This window comes from Pseudomonas sp. BT76 TE3572 (genome assembly GCF_050435365.1).
Lineage (GTDB): Bacteria > Pseudomonadota > Gammaproteobacteria > Pseudomonadales > Pseudomonadaceae > Aquipseudomonas > Aquipseudomonas fluorescens_W.
The window spans coordinates 1921006-1942158 of the sequence record NZ_JBNDKE010000001.1 but is presented as its reverse complement, the minus strand read 5'-3'; the positions used below and the strand labels follow the sequence as shown (position 1 = coordinate 1942158).

Sequence of the window (21153 nt, the reverse complement as noted above, 5' to 3'; positions counted from 1 at the left end):
GTCAGCCACTGCAATGCCCCAGATCACCCATTTCAAAACCCCGTGCCCCGAGCACATCAATAGCCAGATCCTGCAAATGGTGGTCGATAACCTGACCGACATCAGCATGGTCGCTATCGCGCCGAGCAACCTGTTGTACAACGTGTACCAGTACGCGATCGGCTACGAGGTTCACCTCTACCTGGAGGCATTGAACGGGGCGAAAGGGATTGCCGTGGAGTTGCTCGTCGCGACCGACGAAGACGACCCGGAGAAGGTCGTCGGCTTCTTGCTGTACCTGCCGGTCAAGGACGATCCCGATGCATGCGGTGTTGCGTATATGGCGGTGAGTGCCAGCCATCGACGCCAAGGTATTGCCCGGCGGATGCTGCGGGAGATGGTCGGCCGCTACCTGCATGCCGAGCTGACGTGCGCGGTGGCCAAGGTTCCGTATTTTGAGGCAATGGGGTTTCAGGTCGTGGGCGTGCGCGCGACTCAAGTGCTGATGAACACCCGAGACCACGGCACCGACGGCTTGATGGCCGTGCTGGACGTGGCGTCGATCTACAGCTCGCTCGAGGTGCGACAGATTCATACGTACCTGCTGCAAAAACACGGCAAGCGGGCCATGCAAGATGCAGAAAAACAGCGTGACCGACATCTGGACCAGATGACGCGCAGGGCCAGTGAGTTTGTGCGCGAACGACTGGGCGAAGATTCACGCTAACCGCGCTCGCCCAGACAACTCGATCAACTGTGGGAGCAAGCTCGCCCCCACATTAGGCCCCGTCAGCGTTTAAGTCAGCTTCACGTTCATGGTGATCCGCGCCGTGAACACTTTCTTGCCCTCGGCGTCTTGAATGTCAACCGGCACGATCTTGTCGCCTTCAGTCGTCCAGTCGACGCCACCTCCATCGGCCACCGCCGTCACATCGGTTTTTGCCTTCGCCAGATACTCGACCGTCATGCCTTTGGGAATCCAGCGTGCGCCTTCGGGAATCGACACATCGGTCATCATCCCGGCTGCCAGTTCGGCGGCATTACACATCGCAATTGCGTGAACCGTACCCAGGTGGTTGGTGATCTCCTTGGCGAACGGCACCTGCACCGTCGCGAAGTCTTTGCGCAACGCCGTGACCAGCGGGTTGATGGTGCTGAAGTAGGGCGCCACCTGGCAGGCCATTTTGCTGAACGCTTGCGGGCCTGCGCTGGTGAACATGCTGAGAAACTGACTCATTTTGACGCCTCGCTGATGGGTTGATATACAGAATGATGTTCCGTAACAGAATAATGTTCTGTTGCGGAACAGTATTCTGTCGACGAGAAATCTGTCAACCTAGCGCCACTTGTCCGATGGCAGTTACCTGCCTTCACCATTGATTTTTTGGGTCTGTGTTGAGCATGGAAACGTCAGATTTACTCGAGCGCTGCTACCCCGGAAGACGCGCTGAACTCAAACGCGACATCTTTAGAAAGGCCCTCACGCTGTTTAACGAGCAGGGGATCGAAGCCACGACCATTGAGATGATCCGCGCCGAATGCGATACCAGCGTGGGTGCGATTTATCACCATTTCGGGAACAAGGAAGGTTTGGTGGCCGCGCTGTTTTTCACCGCTTTGGATGATCAGGCCAGGTTGCGCGACAGCTACCTGAGCGACGCGGGCACGACGCAAGAGGGGGTGTACGCGCTGGTGCACAGCTATGTGGATTGGGTCGACAACCAGCCCGAATGGGCGCGCTTCCAGTACCACGCGCGATTTTCCGTCACTAAAGGGCCGTTCAAGGAAGAACTGGCTACCCGTAACAAGGCTCGCAACAAGCAACTGCTGGAGTGGCTGTCGGCTTCGGCGCGAGGCGATGAGTTAAAAGGTTTTCCGGCCGAATTGATGCTGTCGCTGATCATTGGCCAGGCGGAAAGCTATTGCCGGACATGGTTGTCGGGCCGGGTGAAGGGCCGTCCGAAGACCTACAGGGATATGCTTGCCCAGGCGGCGTGGAGATCGATCTGCGTCGAACAAATGTAAAAAGCCCGGCCAAATGCCGGGCTTTTTTGTGTCTGGAATTCGTGCAGATAAAAAAGAGCCTCAAAGCTCTTTGATGGGGAGGAAGAAGAGCCCTCGAGGCTCAAGATGCGCATGAAACAAGTGGTGAGCTTGTTGGGGTTCAGTTCACTCACCACTTACGCAGCGGCTTGAGCAAACAAGCGGTTGCGTAGAATTATCGTAGAAAGTTGGGGTTTGGCACTCAAGTACCGCTAGTCGAATCCAACTGTCTGGTGTCAGTTTCCGCGATTTTTCCAACATCGCCACGGGCACTTCTTTCGACCATAGCGATGATGGTTTCGTACAGCTCGTCCTGTGCCTGCAAGGCGCTGATTTCTCCATTCGCGGCGGCGTGAGACAAGGCTTCCGCCGCACCGAGCATCGCCCGCAATCCCGCTGCCTTGATCTCACCCGCGCCAGCGAAAGGAGCGAGGACGGTTCGGCACTTATTGAGAAAAATCGCTTCGTATTCACGCTTGATCTTCTCCAGTTCCGGGGAGCTGGCCAGTGCCGCGATGACGCCGGGGATCTCGTTGCCCTGAAGCAGTACGCAGCCGACGTACGACGAAGCGATCACCCTGGCGGTGCCGGGTAAAGTCGGTTCGCTGCTCTGTAGTGCGGCATCCATCAGCGCTGTCTGTCGGGCGTCAAAGTCCTGATAGAGCGCCGCCAGTAACCCGGGTCGCGTCGTGAAGTGATCGTAAACCACCGGTTTGGTGATCCCGGCCAGCTCGGCAAGTCGCCCCAATGTCAGCGCGTCGGTGCCTTCTTCCCGAACGAGTTGCCAGGCGACGTCCAGCAACTGGCGTTGGCGGTCCTCCCGGGACATTCGTCGTCGCGGTTGCGGCGTGGAATCTTGCGCGTCTGTTTCGGTGGTTGACATGACTATGTACCAAAAGTAACTTACTGATCGTAACTTACCAAGAGTATATAAGGTCCGCCTTGTGCTCTCAATCAGGAGTTTCCAGCATGCACGCGCTTATCGTTGTGGCTCATCACGATCCTCGTTCGCTCACCCACAGCATGGCTAAGCAAGTCGCTCAGGGCATCGCCCTGGACGATCCGGGTCATACCTTTGAAATCGCCGACCTCTCGGCCGAAGGGTTCGATCCGAGGTTCAGCGTCGCTGATCTGGCGGTGCATCACCGAGAAGCGCCGCCCCCTGCTGATGTTATTGCCGAGCAAGCGCGGGTAGACCGCGCGGATGCGGTGGTGCTGGTTTATCCGGTCTATTGGTGGTCAATGCCGGCGCTGCTCAAGGGCTGGATTGATCGGGTGTTCACCAACGGCTGGGCGTTCGATTTCACTGCGGATGCCAAGCTGGAGAAGAAGCTTGGCCATCTGCGGGTTCACTTGATTGGTGTGGGCGGTGCCGATGCGAGAACCTATGCCCGGCACGGTTATGCCGAGGCCCTGAAGACGCAGATTGACCATGGGATTTTTGATTATTGCGGTGCTCAGGTGGTGACGTCCGAGCTACTGCTTGAATCGGAAATTCAGGATCCGGCGGTGCACCTGGACGCCGCGAAAAGCCTTGGTCGCGAGCTCTTTGCGGCATCCAGACGCCTCAACCCTGTTAGACCTGTTCACCCGGCCAGCCCGCCCGACGCAAGGCGCTAAGCAGCGTCCCGGCATCCAGTCCCGGCACCGCATGGCCATTGCCTTCGGCAGTGTCGGAGGCCAGCAAGGCATTGATGATCGCTTCTTCTACGGCTTCGGTGGCGGCCAGGAATAGCTCGCTGATGTGGTCGTTGTTGACCATGCTCAGGTTGTCGGTGGTCGGCGCACGTTTGCTCTCGTAAGCGGCCGGCGGCACGTGCTGGTTGCCAGTGGCGAAGGCGATGAAGATGTCACCGCTGTGGTCTTCATTGCCTCCACCGGTGCGGGCCAGGCCGAGGCTGGCGCGTTGCGCGAGGCGCGTGCACTGGTGTGGCAGCAACGGTGCATCGGTGGCCAGGCAGACGACAATCGATCCCATACCCGGATGCGGCAACGACGCTTTGAGGAACGGTGAATCGGCCTGTTCCATGTAGCGCCCGACCGGATAACCATCGACACGCAGTTCGTTGCGGATGCCATGGTTGGCCTGGACGATAGCGCCGACGGTCCAGCCACCCTCAGCACTGCTCAGACGTCGCGAAGCGGTGCCGATCCCACCCTTGAATTCGTGGCAGATCATGCCGCTGCCGCCGCCGACGGCGCCTTCGATCACCGGACCACCCACCGCCGTGCGCAGGGCTTCGGCCACATGTTCGACCTTCACGTGGAAACCGTTGATGTCGTTGAGCAGACCGTCGAAGGTCTCCAGCACCACCGGCATGTTCCAGTAGAGTCGCCCGTCATCGGGCTGGTTTTGGCGATCCAGTGTCACCAGCGCATCGCGCACCACACCCAGGCTGTGGGTGTTGGTGAAGGCGATCGGGCTGGTCAACAGTCCGGCTTCGCGAATCCATTCAAGACCGGTCGCGTCGCCGTTGCCGTTGAGCACATGGACGCCGGCAAAGCACGGTTGCAGGCTGGTAGAGCCGGCACGCGGCTCGATCACAGTGACGCCGGTCAGGATGTCGCGGCCATTGGCGGTGCGTCCTCGCACATTGCTGTGACCGACCCGTACGCCGGGCACATCGGTGATCGCGTTGAGGGGGCCGGGTTGCAGTTGGCCGAACTGGATGTTCAGATCGCGGGCACGTGGTTTCATCGTTTCTCTCATCTTCAATGTATTCAAAAAAGTGATTGGCTAACGCAATGGGTTATTGACCGTTTTTGACTTTGCTCCAGATCCGCGTCCGCACGCGTTCGGTGGCGGGCGGCAGTGGCTGGAGGGTGAATAACGTGGCCATGGCTTCGGCGGACGGATACACGGCCGGGTTGTTGCGGGTCGCTTCGGCCACCAGTGGCGTCGCGCTGCGGTTGCCGTTGGGGTAGGAGAGGTGATCACTGACCGGCGCGATGACGTCGGGGCGCATCAGGTAATCGATGAAGGCCAAACCCTGTTCCGGATGCGGCGCATCCTTGAGCAACACCAGGGTGTCGAACCACACCGGCGCGCCTTCTTTCGGCAGGCTGTAGGCGATCTTCACGCCATTGTTCGCCTGCTCGGCATTGGTCTTGGCTTCCAGCATCGCGCCGGACCAGCCCACCGCCACGCAGATGTTGCCGTTGGCGAGGTCGCTGATGAATTTGGACGAGTTGAAGTAGGCAATATGCGGCCGCAGCTTGAGCAGCAGTGCTTCGGCCTTTTTGTAGTCCTCGGGGTTGGTGCTGTTGGGTGGCAGGCCGAGGTAGTGCAGGGCGACCGGCAACATCTCGGCTGGCGAGTCGAGCATGGCCACGCCGCACTGGCCGAGTTTGGCCAGGTTTTCTTCCTTGAACACCAGGTCCCAGGAATCCACCGGGGCCTTGTCGCCCAGCGCGGCGCGGACCTTGTCGATGTTGTAGCCGATGCCGTTAGTGCCCCACAGATATGGCACGGCGTACTGGTTGCCCGGGTCGTTGTTGGCCAGTTTCGCCAACAGATCGGCATCCATGTTTTTGAAGTCAGGCATCTGCGCGTGGGGCAGAGGTGCAAGTGCACCGGCCTTGATCAGGGTCGGCAAGCTGAAGTTGCTGGCCACCACCACGTCGTATCCGCTGCGGCTGGTGAGCAATTTGCCTTCCAGTACTTCGGCGCTGTCGAAGGTGTCGTAGACCGGCACGATCCCGGTGTCACGCTTGAAATCCTGCAGGGTCGTGGGACCAATGTAGTCATACCAGTTGTAGACGTGGACCGTCGGGCCGTCGGCGGCAACCGCCGATAGCGAGACCGACAAACAGGCGGCCAGTCCGAGATTGATATGCGAGCGGTGACGACTCATGATGCGGCACTCCTGGCCTGCTGCAGGCCGGTGATGATCAGGTGCTTGCAGCGTATCGGCAGGGAGTGGACTCACCCATTCCCATCATGGGTTACTCGAAAGGGGTAGGGCGTGGACGCGTTGTTGAAAGAGTTACCGGTGCACCAGGGGCTGGCGCGGGTATTTGCTGCCGTGGGGCAGGACGGGTTCTGGCGTGCGCTGGTCGACACGCTGCGGCTGCTGGTGCCGATGGACAACGCGTTGGTCGCGGTTATGCGAGCCGGGCGGGTGCCGCGCCTGCTGATCGACTTCGACTCAAAGGGCGGTGCTACCGAGCAAGAAGAACTGGCGGACTACAGGGCCGGCATGTACCTGCTCGATCCGTTTTATCAGGCTGCCTGTGCCGGCATTGCCGACGGTTTGCACAGCCTCGAATCGGTGGCCCCCGACCAGTTTCAGCAGAGCGAGTATTACCTGAGCTACTTTCGCACCGTGGTAGGCGGTGACGAGTTGCAGTTCATGGTCAACATCGATGGCGCCGTGCTCGGTTTGTCGTTGGGACGCTCGACGCGATTCACGCTGGAGGAACAGGGGCGCCTGCTGTGCGTGCGCGATTGGGTGCTGGCGGCGATGCGCCGTCACCTGCAATTGATGCCGCCGGAAGGACCGGCAACCGAGGCGGTGGCCGGGGATCTGGCGACCCTGCTGGATCGTTTCGACGCGCGCCTGTCGGTACGGGAAATCGAAACGGCGCGCCTGATTCTGCAGGGCTTCTCAAGCAAGGCCATCGCCCAGCAGATGGGCATTTCCCCGGAGACGGTGAAGGTTCACCGGCGCAATCTCTATCACAAGCTCAATGTGAATGGGCATGGTGAGTTGTTTGCGCTGGTGCTCAATCCTCCAGCCTGAACACCAGCGCCTTCAACCCGCATTCAATATCGGCGTCCGGAAACTCCGGCGGATTGTCCAGCCGTTGCTCGAAACGCAGGCTCGGTGCTTCGCGGGTGACGCCGTCGATGAGGAAGTCCGCACCGAACGCCGGATCGTTCATGCACGCCAGTACCGTGCCCTGAGGGCTGAGCAATTCCGGCAGTCGGCGCAGGACGCGCTGGTAGTCCTTGGTCAGCAGAAAACTGCCTTTCTGAAAGGACGGTGGGTCGATGATCACCAGGTCGTAAGGGCCCTTGCCGATCACCTTGCCCCAGGATTTGAACAGGTCGTGACCGAGGAACGTCACCTTGCTCAGGTCGTGGCCGTTGAGCCGGTGATTGTCGCGACCACGGCTCAGGGCCGGGCTGGACATGTCCAGATTGACCACGTGCGTCGCCCCCCCTTCGATGGCCGCCACCGAGAATCCGCAGGTGTAGGCGAACAGGTTCAGCACGCGCTTGCCCTGGGCATTGGCCCGCACCCAGTCGCGGCCGTAACGCATGTCGAGGAACAGGCCGGTGTTCTGCTTGCGGCCCAGATCCACCCGGTAATGCAGGCCGCCCTCGGTGATCGTCATCTCGTCGATAGCGTCCCCCAACAGCCACTCGGTGGTGCTTTGCAGCAGGTAGCGATGTTGCAGCAGGAGCGTGTGCGCGCCGGATTGCGTCCACGCAGGCGATTGCGTGACGTCCATCAGCTTGTGTTTCAACGCTTCCAGCTGCGACGCGTCGGGTTCCTTGAACAGCGACACCAGCACCACGCCCTGCAACCAGTCGACCGTCAATTGCTCCAGACCCGGCCAGCACCGGCCACGGCCGTGGAACAGCCGGCGGGTTTCTGCGGGGGCAGTTGCCAGGGCCGTCAGTAAATGGTCGTGGAGAGTGGAGAGGGCGTCTGAGTTCATCGGGCAACGTCGGCAATTTGGAGGGGCGGCATTTTAACCACAATTGCGCTGCAAGGACCGCTGCAGGGCGCAGAGAGTTATCACGTTTTATTTAACTTTACGTGAGGATTTGGCGATCTGTCGGCTCGCATAATCGGCTCCAACGATCAACCACCGGGAGCCGAACATGTCGCAGTTAGCTGCTTCACCCAAAGTCAGCACTCATCCCCGCTGGTTACGGCTGACCCATTGGCTGAACGCCTTGGCGGTGTTGGTCATGGTCACCAGCGGCTGGCGAATCTATAACGCGTCTCCGCTGTATGACTTCAGTTTTCCCAAGGAAATCACGTTGGGTGGCTGGCTCGGCGGCGCATTGCAATGGCATTTCGCGGCGATGTGGTTTCTGGTCGTGAACGGTCTTGTCTACCTGATCTTCAACCTCGTCAGTGGACGTCTGAAACGGCGCTTTTTCCCGGTTTCGCCTAAAGGTGTCCTGCATGACCTGTGGGCGGCGTTGAGAGGGAAATTGGGGCATGCCGACCTGAGTCATTACAACCAGGTGCAACGGGTGGCGTACCTGTTCGTGATGGTCGACATCACGCTGCTGGTGATCTCCGGGCTGGTCTTGTGGAAGTCCGTCCAGTTTCCGCTGTTACGTGAACTGCTGGGCGGTTACGAAGGCGCGCGGCACGTGCATTTCATCGCGATGTCGCTGTTGGTGGCCTTTGTCGCGGTTCATCTGGTGATGGTCGCGCTGGTTCCCAAAACGTTGTGGGCCATGATTGTCGGTCGCAAGGAGGTCGTATGAAAAAGCGTTTTCAAGGCTCAGGGCTGGACGAATCGTCCATCCTGACAGAGGCCAGAAAGATCCTTGCACCACAGATCGAGGACCGCTCACGACGCACGTTCCTGATACGCAGCCTGACCCTCGGCGGTGTGGCCATGTTGTCCGGCTGCAACATCACCGACAACGAAAGCGTCGAAACCGCGTTGTTCTCGATGTCCCGGTTCAACGATCGGGTGCAGGGCTGGTTGTTCAACCCCAATAACCTGGCACCGACCTATCCCGAGTCGATGATCACCCGGCCGTTTCCGTTCAATGCCTTCTACGGCATCGACGAGGCGCCGACAGTGGAGGAAGAGAGTTATCGACTGGAAGTGACCGGGCTGGTCGCGGACAAGCGCAGCTGGCGGCTCGAAGAGCTGCGGGCCATGGCGCAGACCGAACAGATTACCCGACACATTTGCGTCGAAGGCTGGAGCGCGATCGGTCGCTGGGGCGGCGTGCGGTTCAGCGACTTCCTGAAGCGGGTTGGTGCCGACACGGATGCCAAATTTGTCGGCTTCAAATGCGCGGACGACTACTACACCAGCATCGACATGGCCACCGCACTGCATGCGCAAACATTGTTGACGCTGACCTATGACGGCGCGGTGCTGCCTCGCCAGTACGGCTTCCCGATGAAGCTGCGTATGCCCACCAAGCTGGGCTACAAGAATCCCAAACACATTCAGGCGATTTTCGTCACCAACACCTATCCGGGTGGCTACTGGGAAGACCAGGGCTACAACTGGTTTGGTGGCAGTTGATGGCGCCTGGCCACTTCACGGCGCGGCACCCGCTGCGCTCATTCGCAACCTGTGCTTCAAGGAGTTTCATCATGAAAAAGTTAGCGACCACCGTACTGTCCATGTGCCTGGCGTTTGGCGTCGCCAGCGTGTTTGCCGCCGATCCCACAACCAATAACGGCATGAGCAACGACAGCATGAGCAAGGATTCAATGTCTAAAGACGCCATGCACAAAGACACGATGAAGAAGGACGCCATGTCCAAGGATTCCATGAGCAAGGACACGATGAAGAAAGACACGATGTCCAAGGACGCCATGAGCAAGGACGGAATGAAGAAGGATGCGATGTCCAAGGACACCATGAAAAAAGAAGCTCCGTCGTACTGATCCCGACACCCTTTTTCGAGGCCGGATCCTGGTTTTCAGGCGCCCATACAGCGCTGTATGGCGCCTGATTCATCGCCCGATTGCATCAAAAATGAATTTCCGCGAAGTCCGCTGCTCATACCTGTAGGTAGCGGATTTAAGCGCGCGAAATCATTTAGGTAATCAGGGAGTGGCACAGTCATGAGACCAGTATCGACGGCGGGCGATCATCTCCCAAGCGGGTTGATTCTTGTGGTTGAGGACGACCCGCTGATTCTGGAATTTCTCTGCGAAATTCTTCAGGAGGAAGGCTTTGTGGTTGAAGCGCATGTCAGTGCGGATGCCGCGTCAGCGTATCTGGAGCAACACTCGGACGGCGTCCGTCTATTGCTCACGGACATCACCATGCCGGGCACACTCAATGGTGCGGACCTGGCCAATCAGTTTGGCGACCGTTGGCCCGACAAACCGATCATGATCATGTCCGGTTTCGAAACACCGGAAAGCGCCGGGGTCAGGCATTCGGTGTCGTTCATCAAGAAACCGTGGGCGCTTGGGCAGTTGCTGGACTGTGTCGAAGGTGCCTTGAAGTCGAAACAAACCCTGTAGAACCACTACAACCTGACACGATGCGCCTTGTGGCGGGCCTATACTTCAAGAGTCGGCACACTCGGTGCGACTTGCAATCGGGTTTGATGGATGGGGTGGCGCGTCGAGTGATCGTTCACGCAGGCCACGGCCTGCCTTCGTCGTAGGGAGGAGAAGATCATGGCGCGTAAATACATCGACTGCCGCGAGTTTCCAAGCGATGCCAAATGCTCGGTCGCACTGTCCGCAGACTCTGAAAACGAACTGCTCGAAGCCGCCGCACAGCATGCGGTCAGTGTTCACAAGCACACCGACTCGCCGGAACTGCGTGCTCAACTGAAGACGATGTTTCACGATGGCACCCCGCCTGTTGAAGCACCGCGTCCCGCTTAGTCAGGAAATCCTCTGCAGGAGTTGCCGAAGACTTGGGCCGCGTTCGGCAGCTCCTCGCAAATGCTACATTGTTCGGCGAACCCGCCTGGCACTTGCGAGAGGAAGCTCCCCCTTGTCTGCTCAAGAATCCGTTTTCAACACCCCGTACCGCGCTTTTCTGTTTGATATGGACGGCACCGTCCTCAATTCCATCGCCGCTGCCGAGCGGATCTGGGCGGCCTGGGCCTTGCGCCACGGCGTCGATGTCGACACCTTCCTGCCCACCATCCATGGCGTTCGCGCCATCGACACCATCAATCGCTTGGCGTTGCCCGGTGTGGATGCCGAGGCTGAAGCGGCGTTCATTACCGAGGCAGAAATCGAGGATGTCGAGGGGATCATCGAGGTGCCCGGCGCGGCGAATTTCCTGAAATCGCTGCCCGCCAATCAATGGGCAATCGTCACTTCTGCGCCGAAGGCATTGGCGTTGCGGCGGATGGCGGCGGCGGGTATTCCGCAGCCTTTGGTGATGGTCACTGCCGAAGACGTCAGCGCTGGCAAACCCGATCCCGCGGGTTATCGACTGGCGGCCAAGCGCTTGGGCGTTGAACCGGCCGATTGCCTGATTTTCGAAGACGCCACCGTGGGCATTCTCGCCGCCGAGGCCGCGGGCGCGGACCTGATCGTGGTGACCGCGACCCACGACCATCCGCTCCAGACTCCTCATGCCACGCTCGCCAGCTATGAGTCGGTCGGCAGCCGCGTGGAGGCAGATGGTCTGCTGCGCCTTGAGCCACGGGACCTTCAGTAAACCCCGGGAATCAACCGCCAACTGCGGGCGCAGTAAGCCTCGTATTCGCTGCCAAACTGCGCCCGTAACAGACCTTCTTCGGCGTGAATGCGGGCGATCAGCGGTATCAGCGTTATCGCGGCCAGCAACAGGCCAACGCCGGAGCGAAAGGCCAGTGCCCAGCCCACCGCAGTGATCATCAGCCCCAGGTAACTGGGGTTGCGCAAGGTGCGATAAATCCCGTCGGTGACCAGCGTGTGCCCCGGCTGAATTGCCACCAGTCCACTGAAACGCTTGCCCAGCACAAACACCGGCCACAGCCGCAGCGTGCCGCCGATGATGAACAGCAAAGCCCCTAACCAGCGAACACCTTCGCCACCCAAGGTCCAGAAATCGATCCGGTCGGTATAGGCCGGCAGGTATCCGCTCAATAATCCGATCACCCCGAACGCCGGCAGCACCCAGCGATTGGCCCGGTCTTCACGTTCGCCGGAACTCAGGTTGACCTCAGTGAACAAGGACGCGATGGCCATCACCAAAGTGGCAAGCACGATGACCACCAGCGGCGCATGAGAGAAAAACGCCGAGAACCCGCCGAGCCCCCACACCGCGAGGCCAAGGTAGGCGAGGGTGGAAACAACGGCGAAAAACGCCAGTTTGGCCGAGATTTTCATAAGCACCTCGTCTGATCTTTTCAGTTTAGAGGTCTGGCGCCCCTCACGCGTTCAACCCGGCCCTGGCATTACGCCGAATCACCTGCGGCGGCTGCCCGAACGCCCGAAGGAAGGCTTCGCGCATGCGGCGGCAGTCGCTGAAGCCGGATTCTTCGGCGATCTGGTCGAGGGTCAGGCGCCCGCGTTCCAGCATTTGCCGTGCCGTTTCCAGGCGCAGGTTCTCGATGGCTTTGGCCGGTGATTGACCGGTTTCCGCCCGGAAGGCCCGGCTGAACTGCCGAGGGCTGAGGCGCGCGACGTCTGCCAGTTGTTCCACCGACAACGTCTCGGTGAGGTGTTCTCGCGCATAGCCAAGGACGGTTTGAATACGGTCGGATTTCGCTTCCAGTTCCAGCAGCGCCGAGTGCTGCGACTGGCCGCCCGCGCGGCGGTGGTACATCACCAGTTTCTGCGCCACGGAACGGGCCAGTGCGGCGCCGTGATCCTTTTCGACCATGGCCAGCGCCAGGTCGATGCCGGCGGTCATCCCGGCGGAGGTCCAGATCGAACCGTCGACGACGTAGATGCGGTCTTCTTCGACCTTGATCGACGGAAACCGCGCTTGCAGCTCCCGTGCATAGGCCCAGTGGGTGGTGGCGCGCCGTCCGTCGAGCAAGCCGGCCTGGGCCAGGACGAACGCCCCGGAACAGATCGACGCCGTGCGCCGCGCGGTTTTAACGTTTGCGCGCAGGTAGTTCAGCACGCCCTCGGGTGCCTGCTCGAGGATGGCATCGCCGCCCACCACAATCACCGTATCGAACACCCGCTCACCAAAGGCCTCGGTGCCGACGCTCAGCCCACCGGAAGCGCGCAATGTGCGGCCGTCTTCGGACAGTACGCTGACGTCATACAGCGCTTCGCCGGCGCTGAAGTTGGCGTACTCGAACACCGGCATGGCCGCCAGCGCCATGGACTGGAACCCTTCAAACACTACAAACGCCACGGAAGTCATCGAGATGTCCTCAAAAGGTCATGTCCGAAAAACGTACTTTAAACGTCATTTGAGACGAGCGTTAGACCGTTTATAACGATTCACACCCGGCGAAGTTATCGCCTCACTGTGAAGGAAATCGACATGGCCCTCTCATCCAAAGGTACCGCGCTGATCACTGGCGCTTCTTCGGGCATCGGCGCGGTGTATGCCGACCGTCTCGCCCGGCAGGGTTACGACCTGATTCTGGTCGCCCGCAGCCAGGCAAAACTGAACGCCCTGGCCAACCACCTGAGTAACGAAACCGGCCGCGCCGTCGAAGTGGTCGCCGCTGATCTGAAGGACAAGGCCGATGTGCGGCGGGTCGAAGAAATTCTACGCTCCGACGCCAGTATCACCCTATTGGTCAACAACGCCGGGGTCGGCGCTGTCATGCCGCTGCTCGGCAGCCCCGTGGATGACATGGAAGACATGATCACCCTCAACGTGACCGCGTTGATGCGCCTCGCTTACGCGGTGGTACCAGGCTTCGTTGCTCGCGGCACCGGGACGGTGATCAATATCTCCTCGATCGTTGCCGTCGCCCCGGAAATTCTCAACGGCGTGTATGGCGGGACCAAGGCGTTTGTCCTCGGCCTGAGCCAATCCATGCACCGCGAGCTGGCCGACAAAGGCATTCGGATCCAGGCTGTATTGCCCGGCGCCACCGCCACCGATTTCTGGAGCGAGGCCGGCAACCCCGTGGAAAACCTGCCGCAAGAGATCGTGATGTCTGCCCAGGACATGGTCGATGCCGCGCTGACGGGGCTGGCGCAAGGCGAAGTGGTGACCATTCCGGGCCTGCACCAAGGCGACCAGTGGGACACCTACGAAGCCCAGCGCCAGACGCTTTCAGGCTTGTTCGGCAATTCCACGGCCGCACCGCGTTATCGCTGAAGCGGTAGCCTCCGGGCAGGGTGAACTAAGCTTGGATTAGGACCGTTCACCCTTAAGGAGCACCGCCATGCTTCACATCAGAACGCCGTTGATTCTGCACCCGGGCCTGTCGACGCCGGCCCGGCGGATCTGGCTCAAGCTGGAAAACCTGCAACCCAGCGGTTCATTCAAATTGCGTGGCATGGGTCGTTTGTGCAGTCAGGCAAAGGCGCAGGGCAAACGCAAAGTCGTCTGTCCTTCCGGCGGCAATGCCGGGTTCGCCACTGCGGTGGCTGCCGCCATCCTGGGGTTGAAAGCCTGCATTGTGGTGCCGCACACCACACCCGAAACCACCCGCGCACGGATCAGGAAAACCGGTGCCGAGGTGATCGTCCATGGCAAGGTCTGGGACGATGCAAATCAACGGGCGAAGGAACTCTCGCAAGGCGCGGACACTGAATACGTGCCGGCCTTCGATCATCCGGTGTTGTGGGAAGGGCACAGCACGATAGTCGATGAAATCCTCGAGGATTGTCCTCAGGTCGATGCAATAGTGACGTCGGTAGGAGGTGGTGGTTTGCTGGCGGGCATTCTCACCGGGTTGATTCGCCATGACCGCATGGACTGCCGGATCATTGCTTGCGAAACCCAGGGGGCGGCCTCTTTTGCGGCAGCGGTCGAGGCCGGGCATCCGGTCAGGTTGCCGAGGATCGACACCGTTGCCACTTCGCTAGGTGCTGCTCAGGTAGCCGCCTGGCCGGTGCAGCACATCCTCGATTTCCCCCATGAGTGCGTGGTGCTCAGCGATGACGAGGCAATCATGGGCGTGGTGCGTTACGCCAACGACTTGCGTCAGTTGGTCGAGCCGGCGTGCGGCGTTTCGTTGGCGATTGGATACCTGGACCATCCAGCGATTGCCGGAGCCCATGATGTGGTGATTGTGGTGTGCGGCGGCGTGAGCATCAGCGCGCAACTGGTGGCGGGTTGGGCGCGATTGTCCTCCGGTGTTGAAGCAAGGTAGGGCTGCAAACGCTATCCGGGTGTCGCAAGCCCCACCGCTACTTTTTCAGCCTTTATTGACCCGCTGCAACGCCGTCCTGGACGAGGATTGCTCTGGCCAGGTCTTCGTCGCTGGCGTTGAGGCCGGGATGTTCCTGACGAATCTGCTTCAAGTATGACTCCAGGTAAACACCACGAATCGCGCCGCCACTGGCAACGAAGCTGGAGGCGTCATCCCGAGCCGGAATCACTCGTTTGTCATCCTTGAAGGTCGAGTACAACGATGCGGAAACCCCGGCTGACGTGGCGACATCGCCCGCATCCACTTTGGCCATAGCGGAGCCGAAGGGTAAACACAGCAAAAGGGAAGAGATGATAATCAGACGGCGCATGACGGTGTCCTCTGTAAAGCGTGAAGCAAAAAAGGAAGTACCACATCTGTAGGATGCGTGGCGGTCGTCAGGAGTTCCCTGTTCAAGCGTGATCAGTTCAAAGCCTGCGCTTCTGAAAAAGCGCAGTCCTTCGCCGCACACACACACACAATCATCCTCCACCAACAACGCTGGACGCGCCAGCGTTGCTTCGCTGCAAGCGCGGGGCCGCGATGCTAAAGCAGAGGAATGCTGTAGCTCACGATCAAGCGATTCTGGTCCTGGTCACGCGCCGCCTCGCTGTTGGACTTGCCGTTACGCCATCCAAATCCGACATTTTTCAGGGCACCGGACTGAATCACGTAGTCCAGCGCAATGTCCCGCTCCCATTCCTTTTGGGTATTGCCAGAGGTCGTCTTGATGTCGTCCCCGCTGAGGTACATGACGGACGCTTTCAGGCCGGGCACGCCCATGGCGGCAAAGTCATAGGCGTATTGACCGAAGGCTGTGCGTTCCCCCGCACGGGTGAAGGTTTGAATCAGACGGTCGGTGTACAGGTAAAGGCTGGAGCCGCCGGCCCCTTTGTTGGCCAGGCCACCCTGATTGAGCTGCGTGAAGTTGCTGCCACTTGAAACACTTTGATAGCCCGCCGTGATTGCATGACCACCCACCGTGTAAATCAGCGCAGCACTCCAGGTTTTATTGTCGATCTCGCCATCATTGCCTTCGGTGAAGCCACTGATTCTGTAGCCCGACGTGCCAGAGCTGTTTCTACCAGATGAGTCGGTCTTGAAGTAGCGCAAGTCGGTCTTCAACGACTGACCTTCCGCGATCGCCAGCGTGTGGATCAGGCCGAAAAACTGCTGGGTGTAGTAGTCGTCCAGGTGGGCGTAGTAATACTGGGCGGTCAGGTCCTTGGTGATTTTCCAGTCGCCGCCGGCGAAGTCGAACGCGTTGCTTTCACGGGTGCCGCCCGTGGCGGCCAACCCGGTCTGATCGCTTGAGCCGCGACCGGTTGCGTGTTCGATTCGGCCGCCCGTGAGGGTCAGATCCTTGAACTCGCCCGAGGTGATCTGGCCTCCTTCAAAGGTTTGCGGCAACAGGCGGCCGTCGTTGGACACCAGGATCGGCAGCTTAGGCATCAGCGTGCCCAGGCGAAGTTCGGTTTTCGACACCTTGACCTTGCCGGTCAACCCCAGCCGGCTCCATTCGTCGACGGCGCTGTTGTCGCTGTCCGAAGGAATCATCGAGCTGCCGACATGCCGTCCCTTGCCACTGTCCAGCGTAATCCCCATCAGGCCCAGTGCGTCGACGCCAAAACCAACCGTGCCATCGGTGTAGCCCGACTTGTAGTCGAGCATGAAACCCTGTGCCCACTCTTCGGTTTTCGAAGGCGCGGCCGTGCCGTCGCGGTTGTCGTTGTTGAAGTAGAAATTTCTCATTCCGAGGGTGGCTTTGCTGTCACTCAGGAAGTCGGCGTGCGCTTGGGTGCTCAGTGCGATGGCACCCAGTGCAATCGTTACCGCCGTTTTTTTACTGCTCATCGAAATCGCCCTTTTTTTGTAATTTGAATAGGGGAGAGTGGCTCCCGCAGTCGCGGATGCCGGCAACGCCAGTTGCCTGCGGGAGCGTGACGCTTGAGTTAAATACCCAGCACGTTGGCGCCGATGCACGGGTCAATGCCGCGTTCCAGACGACGCTGATGGACGATCACGGTAATTTCCATCGAACCCGTCGTGACCTCGAAGTCGAGGATGTGGCCGCCGTACGCCTGGAACGTCGCGTCGCCGGCGACGCCGTGCATATGGATCGAAGGCTGATCGTTCTTCCAGGCCACGGACCCGGTGATGCTCGCCATCTCGACACTGTTCAAGGTCTTGGCGTCGAAGTCTTTCTTGTCCTTGTTCCAGAAACCGAACTTCACATTGCCGAAGCCGATGCCGGTGATGGAGGCGCTGGGGATTTTTTCGGCGATGGCCAGTTTGGTCAGTTCTTTAAAAGCGTTATCGCCCATGCGCAGCACCATGAGGTAGCCGGTGGGGGTTTTGGTGTAGCGCGGTGTCGTTTCAGATACACATTGCATAGGCGCTGCCGTCGCGGTGGGTGCGGTTTCTGCAACCGCGAGTGGGGAAAACGTTGAATTGATCAGAACGGCAGCGGTGACCGCCAACATCATCTTGGAGAAACGCAGTGTCGGGTGAAGTTGAACGTGCATGAGACTTCCTCTGTTTTTGTTGTTGTGTGGGTGGTGCGGTTTTCGGGACGAGCCAATCCGACGCCTGTTGTTCAACAGGCGCGGAAGTTGTGCTGACAGCGGGTGTTAGTTGAAGCCGGGTGACTTACAGCGCATCGCGGCTGCTGACGCCGTCCACCAGTCGGGCGATGCTGAGCGGGTTAGCGTTCTTCAGCGCGTCCGGCAGCAAGCTGTCGGGGCAGTTCTGATAACACACGGGACGTAGAAAACGATCGATCGCCAACGTCCCGACCGAGGTACCGCGAGCATCCGAAGTGGCCGGGTACGGTCCGCCGTGGACCATGGCATCGCAGACTTCCACGCCGGTCGGGTAGCCGTTGAACAGCACGCGCCCGACTTTCTGTTCCAGCAGGGCCAGCACTTCGTTCAGGGTATTGAGTTCCGAATCTTCGACGATCAGCGTGGCGGTCAACTGACCGCGCAAACCGTGCAATGCCTGGAGCAACTCGGCCTGGTCAGCGAGTTCCACCACGAGGGTGGTCGGGCCGAAGACTTCTTCCTGCAGCAGCTCATCACCGTTGATCAAGAGGCTGACGTCGGCCTTGAACACTTGCGGTTGTGCCTGGTTGCCTTGTTGTTCTGCGCCGGCCAGGTGAGTCATGCCAGCGTGAGCGCGAAGGTTGTCCAAACCGTGGCAATAACTTTTCAACGCCCCGGTGTTGAGCATGGTTTGCGCCGGTTGTTCATTCATCAAACCGGTAAAGCGTTCGAGGAAAGCCGTGAACTCGGGCGAGCGAATGCCCAGTACCAAACCGGGATTGGTGCAGAACTGACCTGCGCCCAACACCACGGAAGCGGCCAATTCGGCAGCGATCTTGTCACCGCGAATCTTGAGTGCTTCGGGCATCACCACCACCGGGTTGATGCTGCTCATCTCGGCGAACACCGGGATCGGTTGAGGACGCGCCGCTGCCATGTCGCACAAGGCCCGGCCGCCACGCAATGACCCCGTGAAACCCACCGCCTGGATCGCCGGGTGCTTGACCAGCGCTTCGCCGACGCTGCCGTAGAGCATGTTGAACACGCCATCCGGCATTCCGGTTTTTCTGGCCGCGCGTGTGATTGCATCGGCGACATAATCGGCGGTTGCCATATGCCCGCTATGGGCCTTGAACACCACCGGGCAACCGGCGGCGAGTGCCGCTGCGGTGTCGCCGCCAGCGGTGGAGAAGGCCAACGGGAAATTGCTGGCCCCGAACACGGCGACCGGACCGAGCCCGGTGCGGTACTGGCGCAGGTCGGGGCGGGGCAGCGGTTGCCGGTCGGGCAGCGCACGGTCGATGCGGGCGCCGTAGAAATCGCCGCGACGCAGCATCGTGGCGAACAGGCGCATCTGGCCGCTGGTGCGTGCCCGCTCACCTTGAATACGGCCGGCGGGCAGGGCGGTTTCCCGGCACACGAGGGCAATGAACGAGTCGTCCAGCACGTCAAGCTCAGTGGCAATAGCCTCCAAAAACTGAGCGCGTCGGGCGGATGAAAGTTGGCGAAAGATCGGGTAAGCCGTGGCCGCCGCTTCTGCAGCGGTGTTCACTTCATCCACGGTCGCCTGATGGAAACGATAGGGCAGTGCTTCGCCGGTATTGGCGTCGTGGCTTTGCAAGGTGCTCGAACCTTTTGCCGAACGCGCGCCAGCGATGTAGTTGAGGCCTGAAACTTCAAACATGGGAACTCCTGAAGGGCTGTTCAAATGAGGGTCAAGTGAGCCGGTAAATACGGCGGGCGTTGTCATGAAACAGGGCGAGCCGATCCGTGAGGGAACGGTCGCTGACAATCGTTTTGAAGCCGTCGAAGATCTCGCTCATGCCGTTCACGACGCCGTCGACCGGGTAATTGCTGGCAAACGCACAGCGACTGACATCGACAATCGAAATCGCGTCGTTCACCACCACGCGGTTCGACTCGATGGGCCACGCCTCGCCGGGGATGCAAATGCCTGAAATCTTCAAGGCAACGTTCGGCTCCCGTGCCAGCAACGCGAGGTTTTCACGCCAGCCGGCCAACCCTGCTTCCGAACGATCCGCCGGCAGTGCGGTGTGATTGACCACGATGGTCACATCGGGAAAATCCCTGGCCAGCTCGGCCGCTTCCGCCAGATGCCACCAGGGCGCCTGCAACTCGAAGTGCAGACCGTTTTCAGCCAGTTGTGCGTAGCCCTCGCGCCAGCGGGGATCGCGCATCGAGCCCGGCGCCACGAAATCTTCGCGCCATGCTTCAAGGTGGGTGACCGCAGGTTTGTGGCGCACGCCGCGCACCAACGGATGATCGCCGTACTGGCGCAAGAGGTCCGATGCGTCTTCACGGTCAAGCCAGGCCTGCGCCACCATCGCCTCCAGGGTCGGTTCGTTCTGTGCCAGTGACTCGACAAACCTCACCTCATCGGCGGGCGTCGCAGGGTCCCATTCACCCTCGATGACGACGGTCTGCACGATGCGATGGTTGCCCGTCAGCCGGCGATAGTCCTCAGGCAGAAAGTTGCGGCAGATCGATGAATAATCGCCGTAACGAAAGGGGCGCAACGGGCGGTCGTTCAGCCACGGGTAGTAATGCTTTTCGATATCGAAATAGTGCTGATGGGCGTCGACGATGGGTAAGTCCGCATCCTCGCCGCTGGCCAGAAAGCGCGCACGCCAGTCGATCACGGATGGGTTATCCATGCTGTTCCTCCAGACGATAAAAACGTTGAGCATTGCCGGCGAACACCGCTTCCTGTACGGCACGCCCCATTGGCGCGAGCATCGCGGCCATGCCGTCGGCAATCGTGTCGTAGGACGCGCGCAATCCGGCGACCGGGAAATTGCTGGCGAACATGCAGCGCTCGGGGCCGAAAATCTCCAGTGCGGTCAGCACCACGATCCGGTTGTCGTTGTAGTTCCAGGGCGAGTCTTTCAGCCCGAACTCCGAGAGCTTGATGTGCACGTTGGGTTGCAGGGCCAGGGCTTCCAGGCCTTTGCGCCAACGGGCCATGCCGTGCGGGCTGCGATCCCAGGCGAATCCCGTGTGATTGAGCGCGATCCGGATCTGCGGAAACATCGCCGCCACATCAGCGGCCTCGACCAGGTGCCACGGTGGCACGCGCAGATCCCACGACAGGTCGTGATCCGCCAGCCGCGAAAAGCCTTCCAGCCATTTCGGGTCTTGCATGGTGCCCCTGGCGCCGGCAATCGACACCTCCGGCGATGCCGAGGTGACGGGTTTGGAGCGTATGCCTTTCACCAGTGGCCTGGCGGCTTGAGCCGCGAGAATTTCCGCGCTGTCCTCACGATCGAACCAGGCGTGGGCAACGATGGCATTTGGGAAGCCGTAACGGGCATTCACCTGTTCCAGCCAGCGTGTCTCGGCGACTTGCTCATCGCGAGCACGTTCAGCCTCGACATGCACTGTGCCCACCAACCGTTGTCTTTCGGTCAGGGCAAGAAAGTTTTCCGGCAAGAAATCACGGCACAGACTGTGATAGTCGCCGAGGAAAAAATCCTCGTGATACTCGTCCTGCAGCCAGGGATAACGACCGTTGCCCAGGTCCCACAAGTGGTGGTGAGCATCGACAATCGGTAGCGCATCCTCGGCCGCAAGGTTGGGCAAGCCGTTGCGTTCGTGCAGCGTGATCATGACGGGGTC

General features: G+C 60.1%; 25 protein-coding genes. 12 read left to right on the top strand and 13 right to left on the bottom strand.

What is annotated here, in order from left to right; genetic code table 11:
* The first annotated feature begins 13 nt into the window (after positions 1–13).
* A complete protein-coding gene (locus ABH912_RS08830) occupies positions 14–706 on the top strand; it encodes a GNAT family N-acetyltransferase (protein WP_429510410.1) in 693 nt (230 codons plus the stop codon).
* 69 nt (positions 707–775) lie between these two features.
* On the opposite strand, the gene ABH912_RS08825 is transcribed toward ABH912_RS08830, so the two are convergent.
* Positions 776–1216, bottom strand: a complete 441-nt coding sequence (locus tag ABH912_RS08825) for a hotdog fold domain-containing protein (protein WP_033060210.1) — start codon at positions 1214–1216, stop codon at positions 776–778.
* 164 nt (positions 1217–1380) lie between these two features.
* Here ABH912_RS08825 and ABH912_RS08820 point away from each other — a divergent pair, with 164 nt between their 5' ends.
* The gene (locus ABH912_RS08820; RefSeq protein WP_033060212.1) at positions 1381–2004 is read left to right on the top strand and encodes a TetR/AcrR family transcriptional regulator; all 624 of its coding nucleotides are present in this window, start codon (positions 1381–1383) and stop codon (positions 2002–2004) included.
* Between the two features lie 220 nt (positions 2005–2224).
* Here the strand turns inward: ABH912_RS08820 and ABH912_RS08815 are convergent, their stop codons facing one another.
* Complete coding sequence (locus ABH912_RS08815; RefSeq protein WP_033060214.1) at positions 2225–2905, bottom strand: TetR/AcrR family transcriptional regulator; 681 nt, start codon at positions 2903–2905, stop codon at positions 2225–2227.
* An 86-nt stretch (positions 2906–2991) separates the two neighbouring features.
* On the opposite strand from ABH912_RS08815, the gene ABH912_RS08810 reads away from it, so the two are divergent.
* Positions 2992–3642: an NAD(P)H-dependent oxidoreductase gene (locus ABH912_RS08810; RefSeq protein ID WP_429510409.1), complete on the top strand. Its 651-nt coding sequence runs from the start codon at positions 2992–2994 to the stop codon at positions 3640–3642.
* Here the strand turns inward: ABH912_RS08810 and ABH912_RS08805 are convergent.
* Positions 3599–4720 carry a P1 family peptidase gene (locus ABH912_RS08805; protein ID WP_033060217.1) on the bottom strand — a complete coding sequence of 374 codons (1122 nt, stop codon included), beginning with the start codon at positions 4718–4720 and terminating at the stop codon, positions 3599–3601. The genes ABH912_RS08810 and ABH912_RS08805 overlap by 44 nt on opposite strands.
* 52 nt (positions 4721–4772) lie before the next feature.
* Positions 4773–5876: a polyamine ABC transporter substrate-binding protein gene (locus ABH912_RS08800; protein WP_429510408.1), complete on the bottom strand. Its 1104-nt coding sequence runs from the start codon at positions 5874–5876 to the stop codon at positions 4773–4775.
* A gap of 111 nt (positions 5877–5987) precedes the next feature.
* On the opposite strand from ABH912_RS08800, the gene ABH912_RS08795 reads away from it, so the two are divergent.
* Positions 5988–6764 carry a helix-turn-helix transcriptional regulator gene (locus tag ABH912_RS08795; protein ID WP_429510407.1) on the top strand — a complete coding sequence of 259 codons (777 nt, stop codon included), beginning with the start codon at positions 5988–5990 and terminating at the stop codon, positions 6762–6764.
* On the opposite strand, the gene ABH912_RS08790 is transcribed toward ABH912_RS08795, so the two are convergent.
* Entirely contained in the window at positions 6748–7689 is a 942-nt protein-coding gene (locus ABH912_RS08790; RefSeq protein ID WP_033060221.1) for a class I SAM-dependent methyltransferase, read from the bottom strand. The two genes, ABH912_RS08795 and ABH912_RS08790, sit on opposite strands and share 17 nt — an antisense overlap.
* A 166-nt stretch (positions 7690–7855) precedes the next feature.
* On the opposite strand from ABH912_RS08790, the gene ABH912_RS08785 reads away from it, so the two are divergent.
* From ABH912_RS08785 to ABH912_RS08760, 6 genes are all read left to right on the top strand, one after another.
* Positions 7856–8476, top strand: coding sequence for a cytochrome b/b6 domain-containing protein (locus tag ABH912_RS08785; RefSeq protein ID WP_033060223.1), 621 nt, complete (start codon positions 7856–7858; stop codon positions 8474–8476).
* On the top strand, positions 8473–9258 hold the full coding sequence (locus ABH912_RS08780; RefSeq protein ID WP_429510406.1) for a molybdopterin-dependent oxidoreductase: 786 nt from the start codon (positions 8473–8475) through the stop codon (positions 9256–9258). Before ABH912_RS08785 ends, ABH912_RS08780 begins: the two co-directional genes overlap by 4 nt.
* Positions 9259–9329: 71 nt before the next feature.
* On the top strand, positions 9330–9626 hold the full coding sequence (locus ABH912_RS08775) for a pentapeptide MXKDX repeat protein (protein ID WP_033060227.1): 297 nt from the start codon (positions 9330–9332) through the stop codon (positions 9624–9626).
* Between the two features lie 180 nt (positions 9627–9806).
* Complete coding sequence (locus ABH912_RS08770; RefSeq protein ID WP_033060229.1) at positions 9807–10214, top strand: response regulator; 408 nt, start codon at positions 9807–9809, stop codon at positions 10212–10214.
* A 159-nt stretch (positions 10215–10373) separates the two neighbouring features.
* Complete coding sequence (locus ABH912_RS08765; protein ID WP_008156959.1) at positions 10374–10586, top strand: DUF1059 domain-containing protein; 213 nt, start codon at positions 10374–10376, stop codon at positions 10584–10586.
* Between the two features lie 112 nt (positions 10587–10698).
* Positions 10699–11376 (top strand): HAD-IA family hydrolase, encoded by a 678-nt coding sequence (locus ABH912_RS08760; RefSeq protein WP_429510405.1) that lies wholly within the window; start codon positions 10699–10701, stop codon positions 11374–11376.
* Here ABH912_RS08760 and ABH912_RS08755 read toward each other — a convergent pair.
* Positions 11370–12029, bottom strand: coding sequence for a methyltransferase family protein (locus ABH912_RS08755; RefSeq protein ID WP_429510404.1), 660 nt, complete (start codon positions 12027–12029; stop codon positions 11370–11372). The two genes, ABH912_RS08760 and ABH912_RS08755, sit on opposite strands and share 7 nt — an antisense overlap.
* Positions 12030–12072: 43 nt before the next feature.
* Complete coding sequence (locus tag ABH912_RS08750) at positions 12073–13020, bottom strand: GlxA family transcriptional regulator (protein ID WP_033060234.1); 948 nt, start codon at positions 13018–13020, stop codon at positions 12073–12075.
* Between the two features lie 123 nt (positions 13021–13143).
* Here ABH912_RS08750 and ABH912_RS08745 point away from each other — a divergent pair, with 123 nt between their 5' ends.
* Positions 13144–13935 (top strand): SDR family NAD(P)-dependent oxidoreductase, encoded by a 792-nt coding sequence (locus ABH912_RS08745; protein WP_429510403.1) that lies wholly within the window; start codon positions 13144–13146, stop codon positions 13933–13935.
* Positions 13936–14002: 67 nt separating this feature from the next.
* Positions 14003–14935 carry a pyridoxal-phosphate dependent enzyme gene (locus ABH912_RS08740; protein WP_429510402.1) on the top strand — a complete coding sequence of 311 codons (933 nt, stop codon included), beginning with the start codon at positions 14003–14005 and terminating at the stop codon, positions 14933–14935.
* A 52-nt stretch (positions 14936–14987) separates the two neighbouring features.
* Here the strand turns inward: ABH912_RS08740 and ABH912_RS08735 are convergent, their stop codons facing one another.
* The 6 genes from ABH912_RS08735 to ABH912_RS08710 form a co-directional block, all read right to left on the bottom strand.
* Positions 14988–15305, bottom strand: coding sequence for a DUF2388 domain-containing protein (locus ABH912_RS08735; RefSeq protein WP_033060240.1), 318 nt, complete (start codon positions 15303–15305; stop codon positions 14988–14990).
* 215 nt (positions 15306–15520) lie between these two features.
* The gene (locus tag ABH912_RS08730; protein WP_429510401.1) at positions 15521–16828 is read right to left on the bottom strand and encodes an OprD family porin; all 1308 of its coding nucleotides are present in this window, start codon (positions 16826–16828) and stop codon (positions 15521–15523) included.
* A gap of 98 nt (positions 16829–16926) precedes the next feature.
* Positions 16927–17499 (bottom strand): PPC domain-containing DNA-binding protein, encoded by a 573-nt coding sequence (locus ABH912_RS08725; RefSeq protein WP_429510400.1) that lies wholly within the window; start codon positions 17497–17499, stop codon positions 16927–16929.
* 124 nt (positions 17500–17623) lie between these two features.
* A complete protein-coding gene (locus ABH912_RS08720; protein ID WP_429510399.1) occupies positions 17624–19201 on the bottom strand; it encodes an aldehyde dehydrogenase (NADP(+)) in 1578 nt (525 codons plus the stop codon).
* Positions 19202–19232: 31 nt separating this feature from the next.
* A complete protein-coding gene (locus ABH912_RS08715; protein WP_429510398.1) occupies positions 19233–20192 on the bottom strand; it encodes an amidohydrolase family protein in 960 nt (319 codons plus the stop codon).
* Positions 20185–21144 (bottom strand): amidohydrolase family protein, encoded by a 960-nt coding sequence (locus ABH912_RS08710; protein WP_429510397.1) that lies wholly within the window; start codon positions 21142–21144, stop codon positions 20185–20187. Before ABH912_RS08710 ends, ABH912_RS08715 begins: the two co-directional genes overlap by 8 nt.
* Positions 21145–21153: the final 9 nt, after the last annotated feature.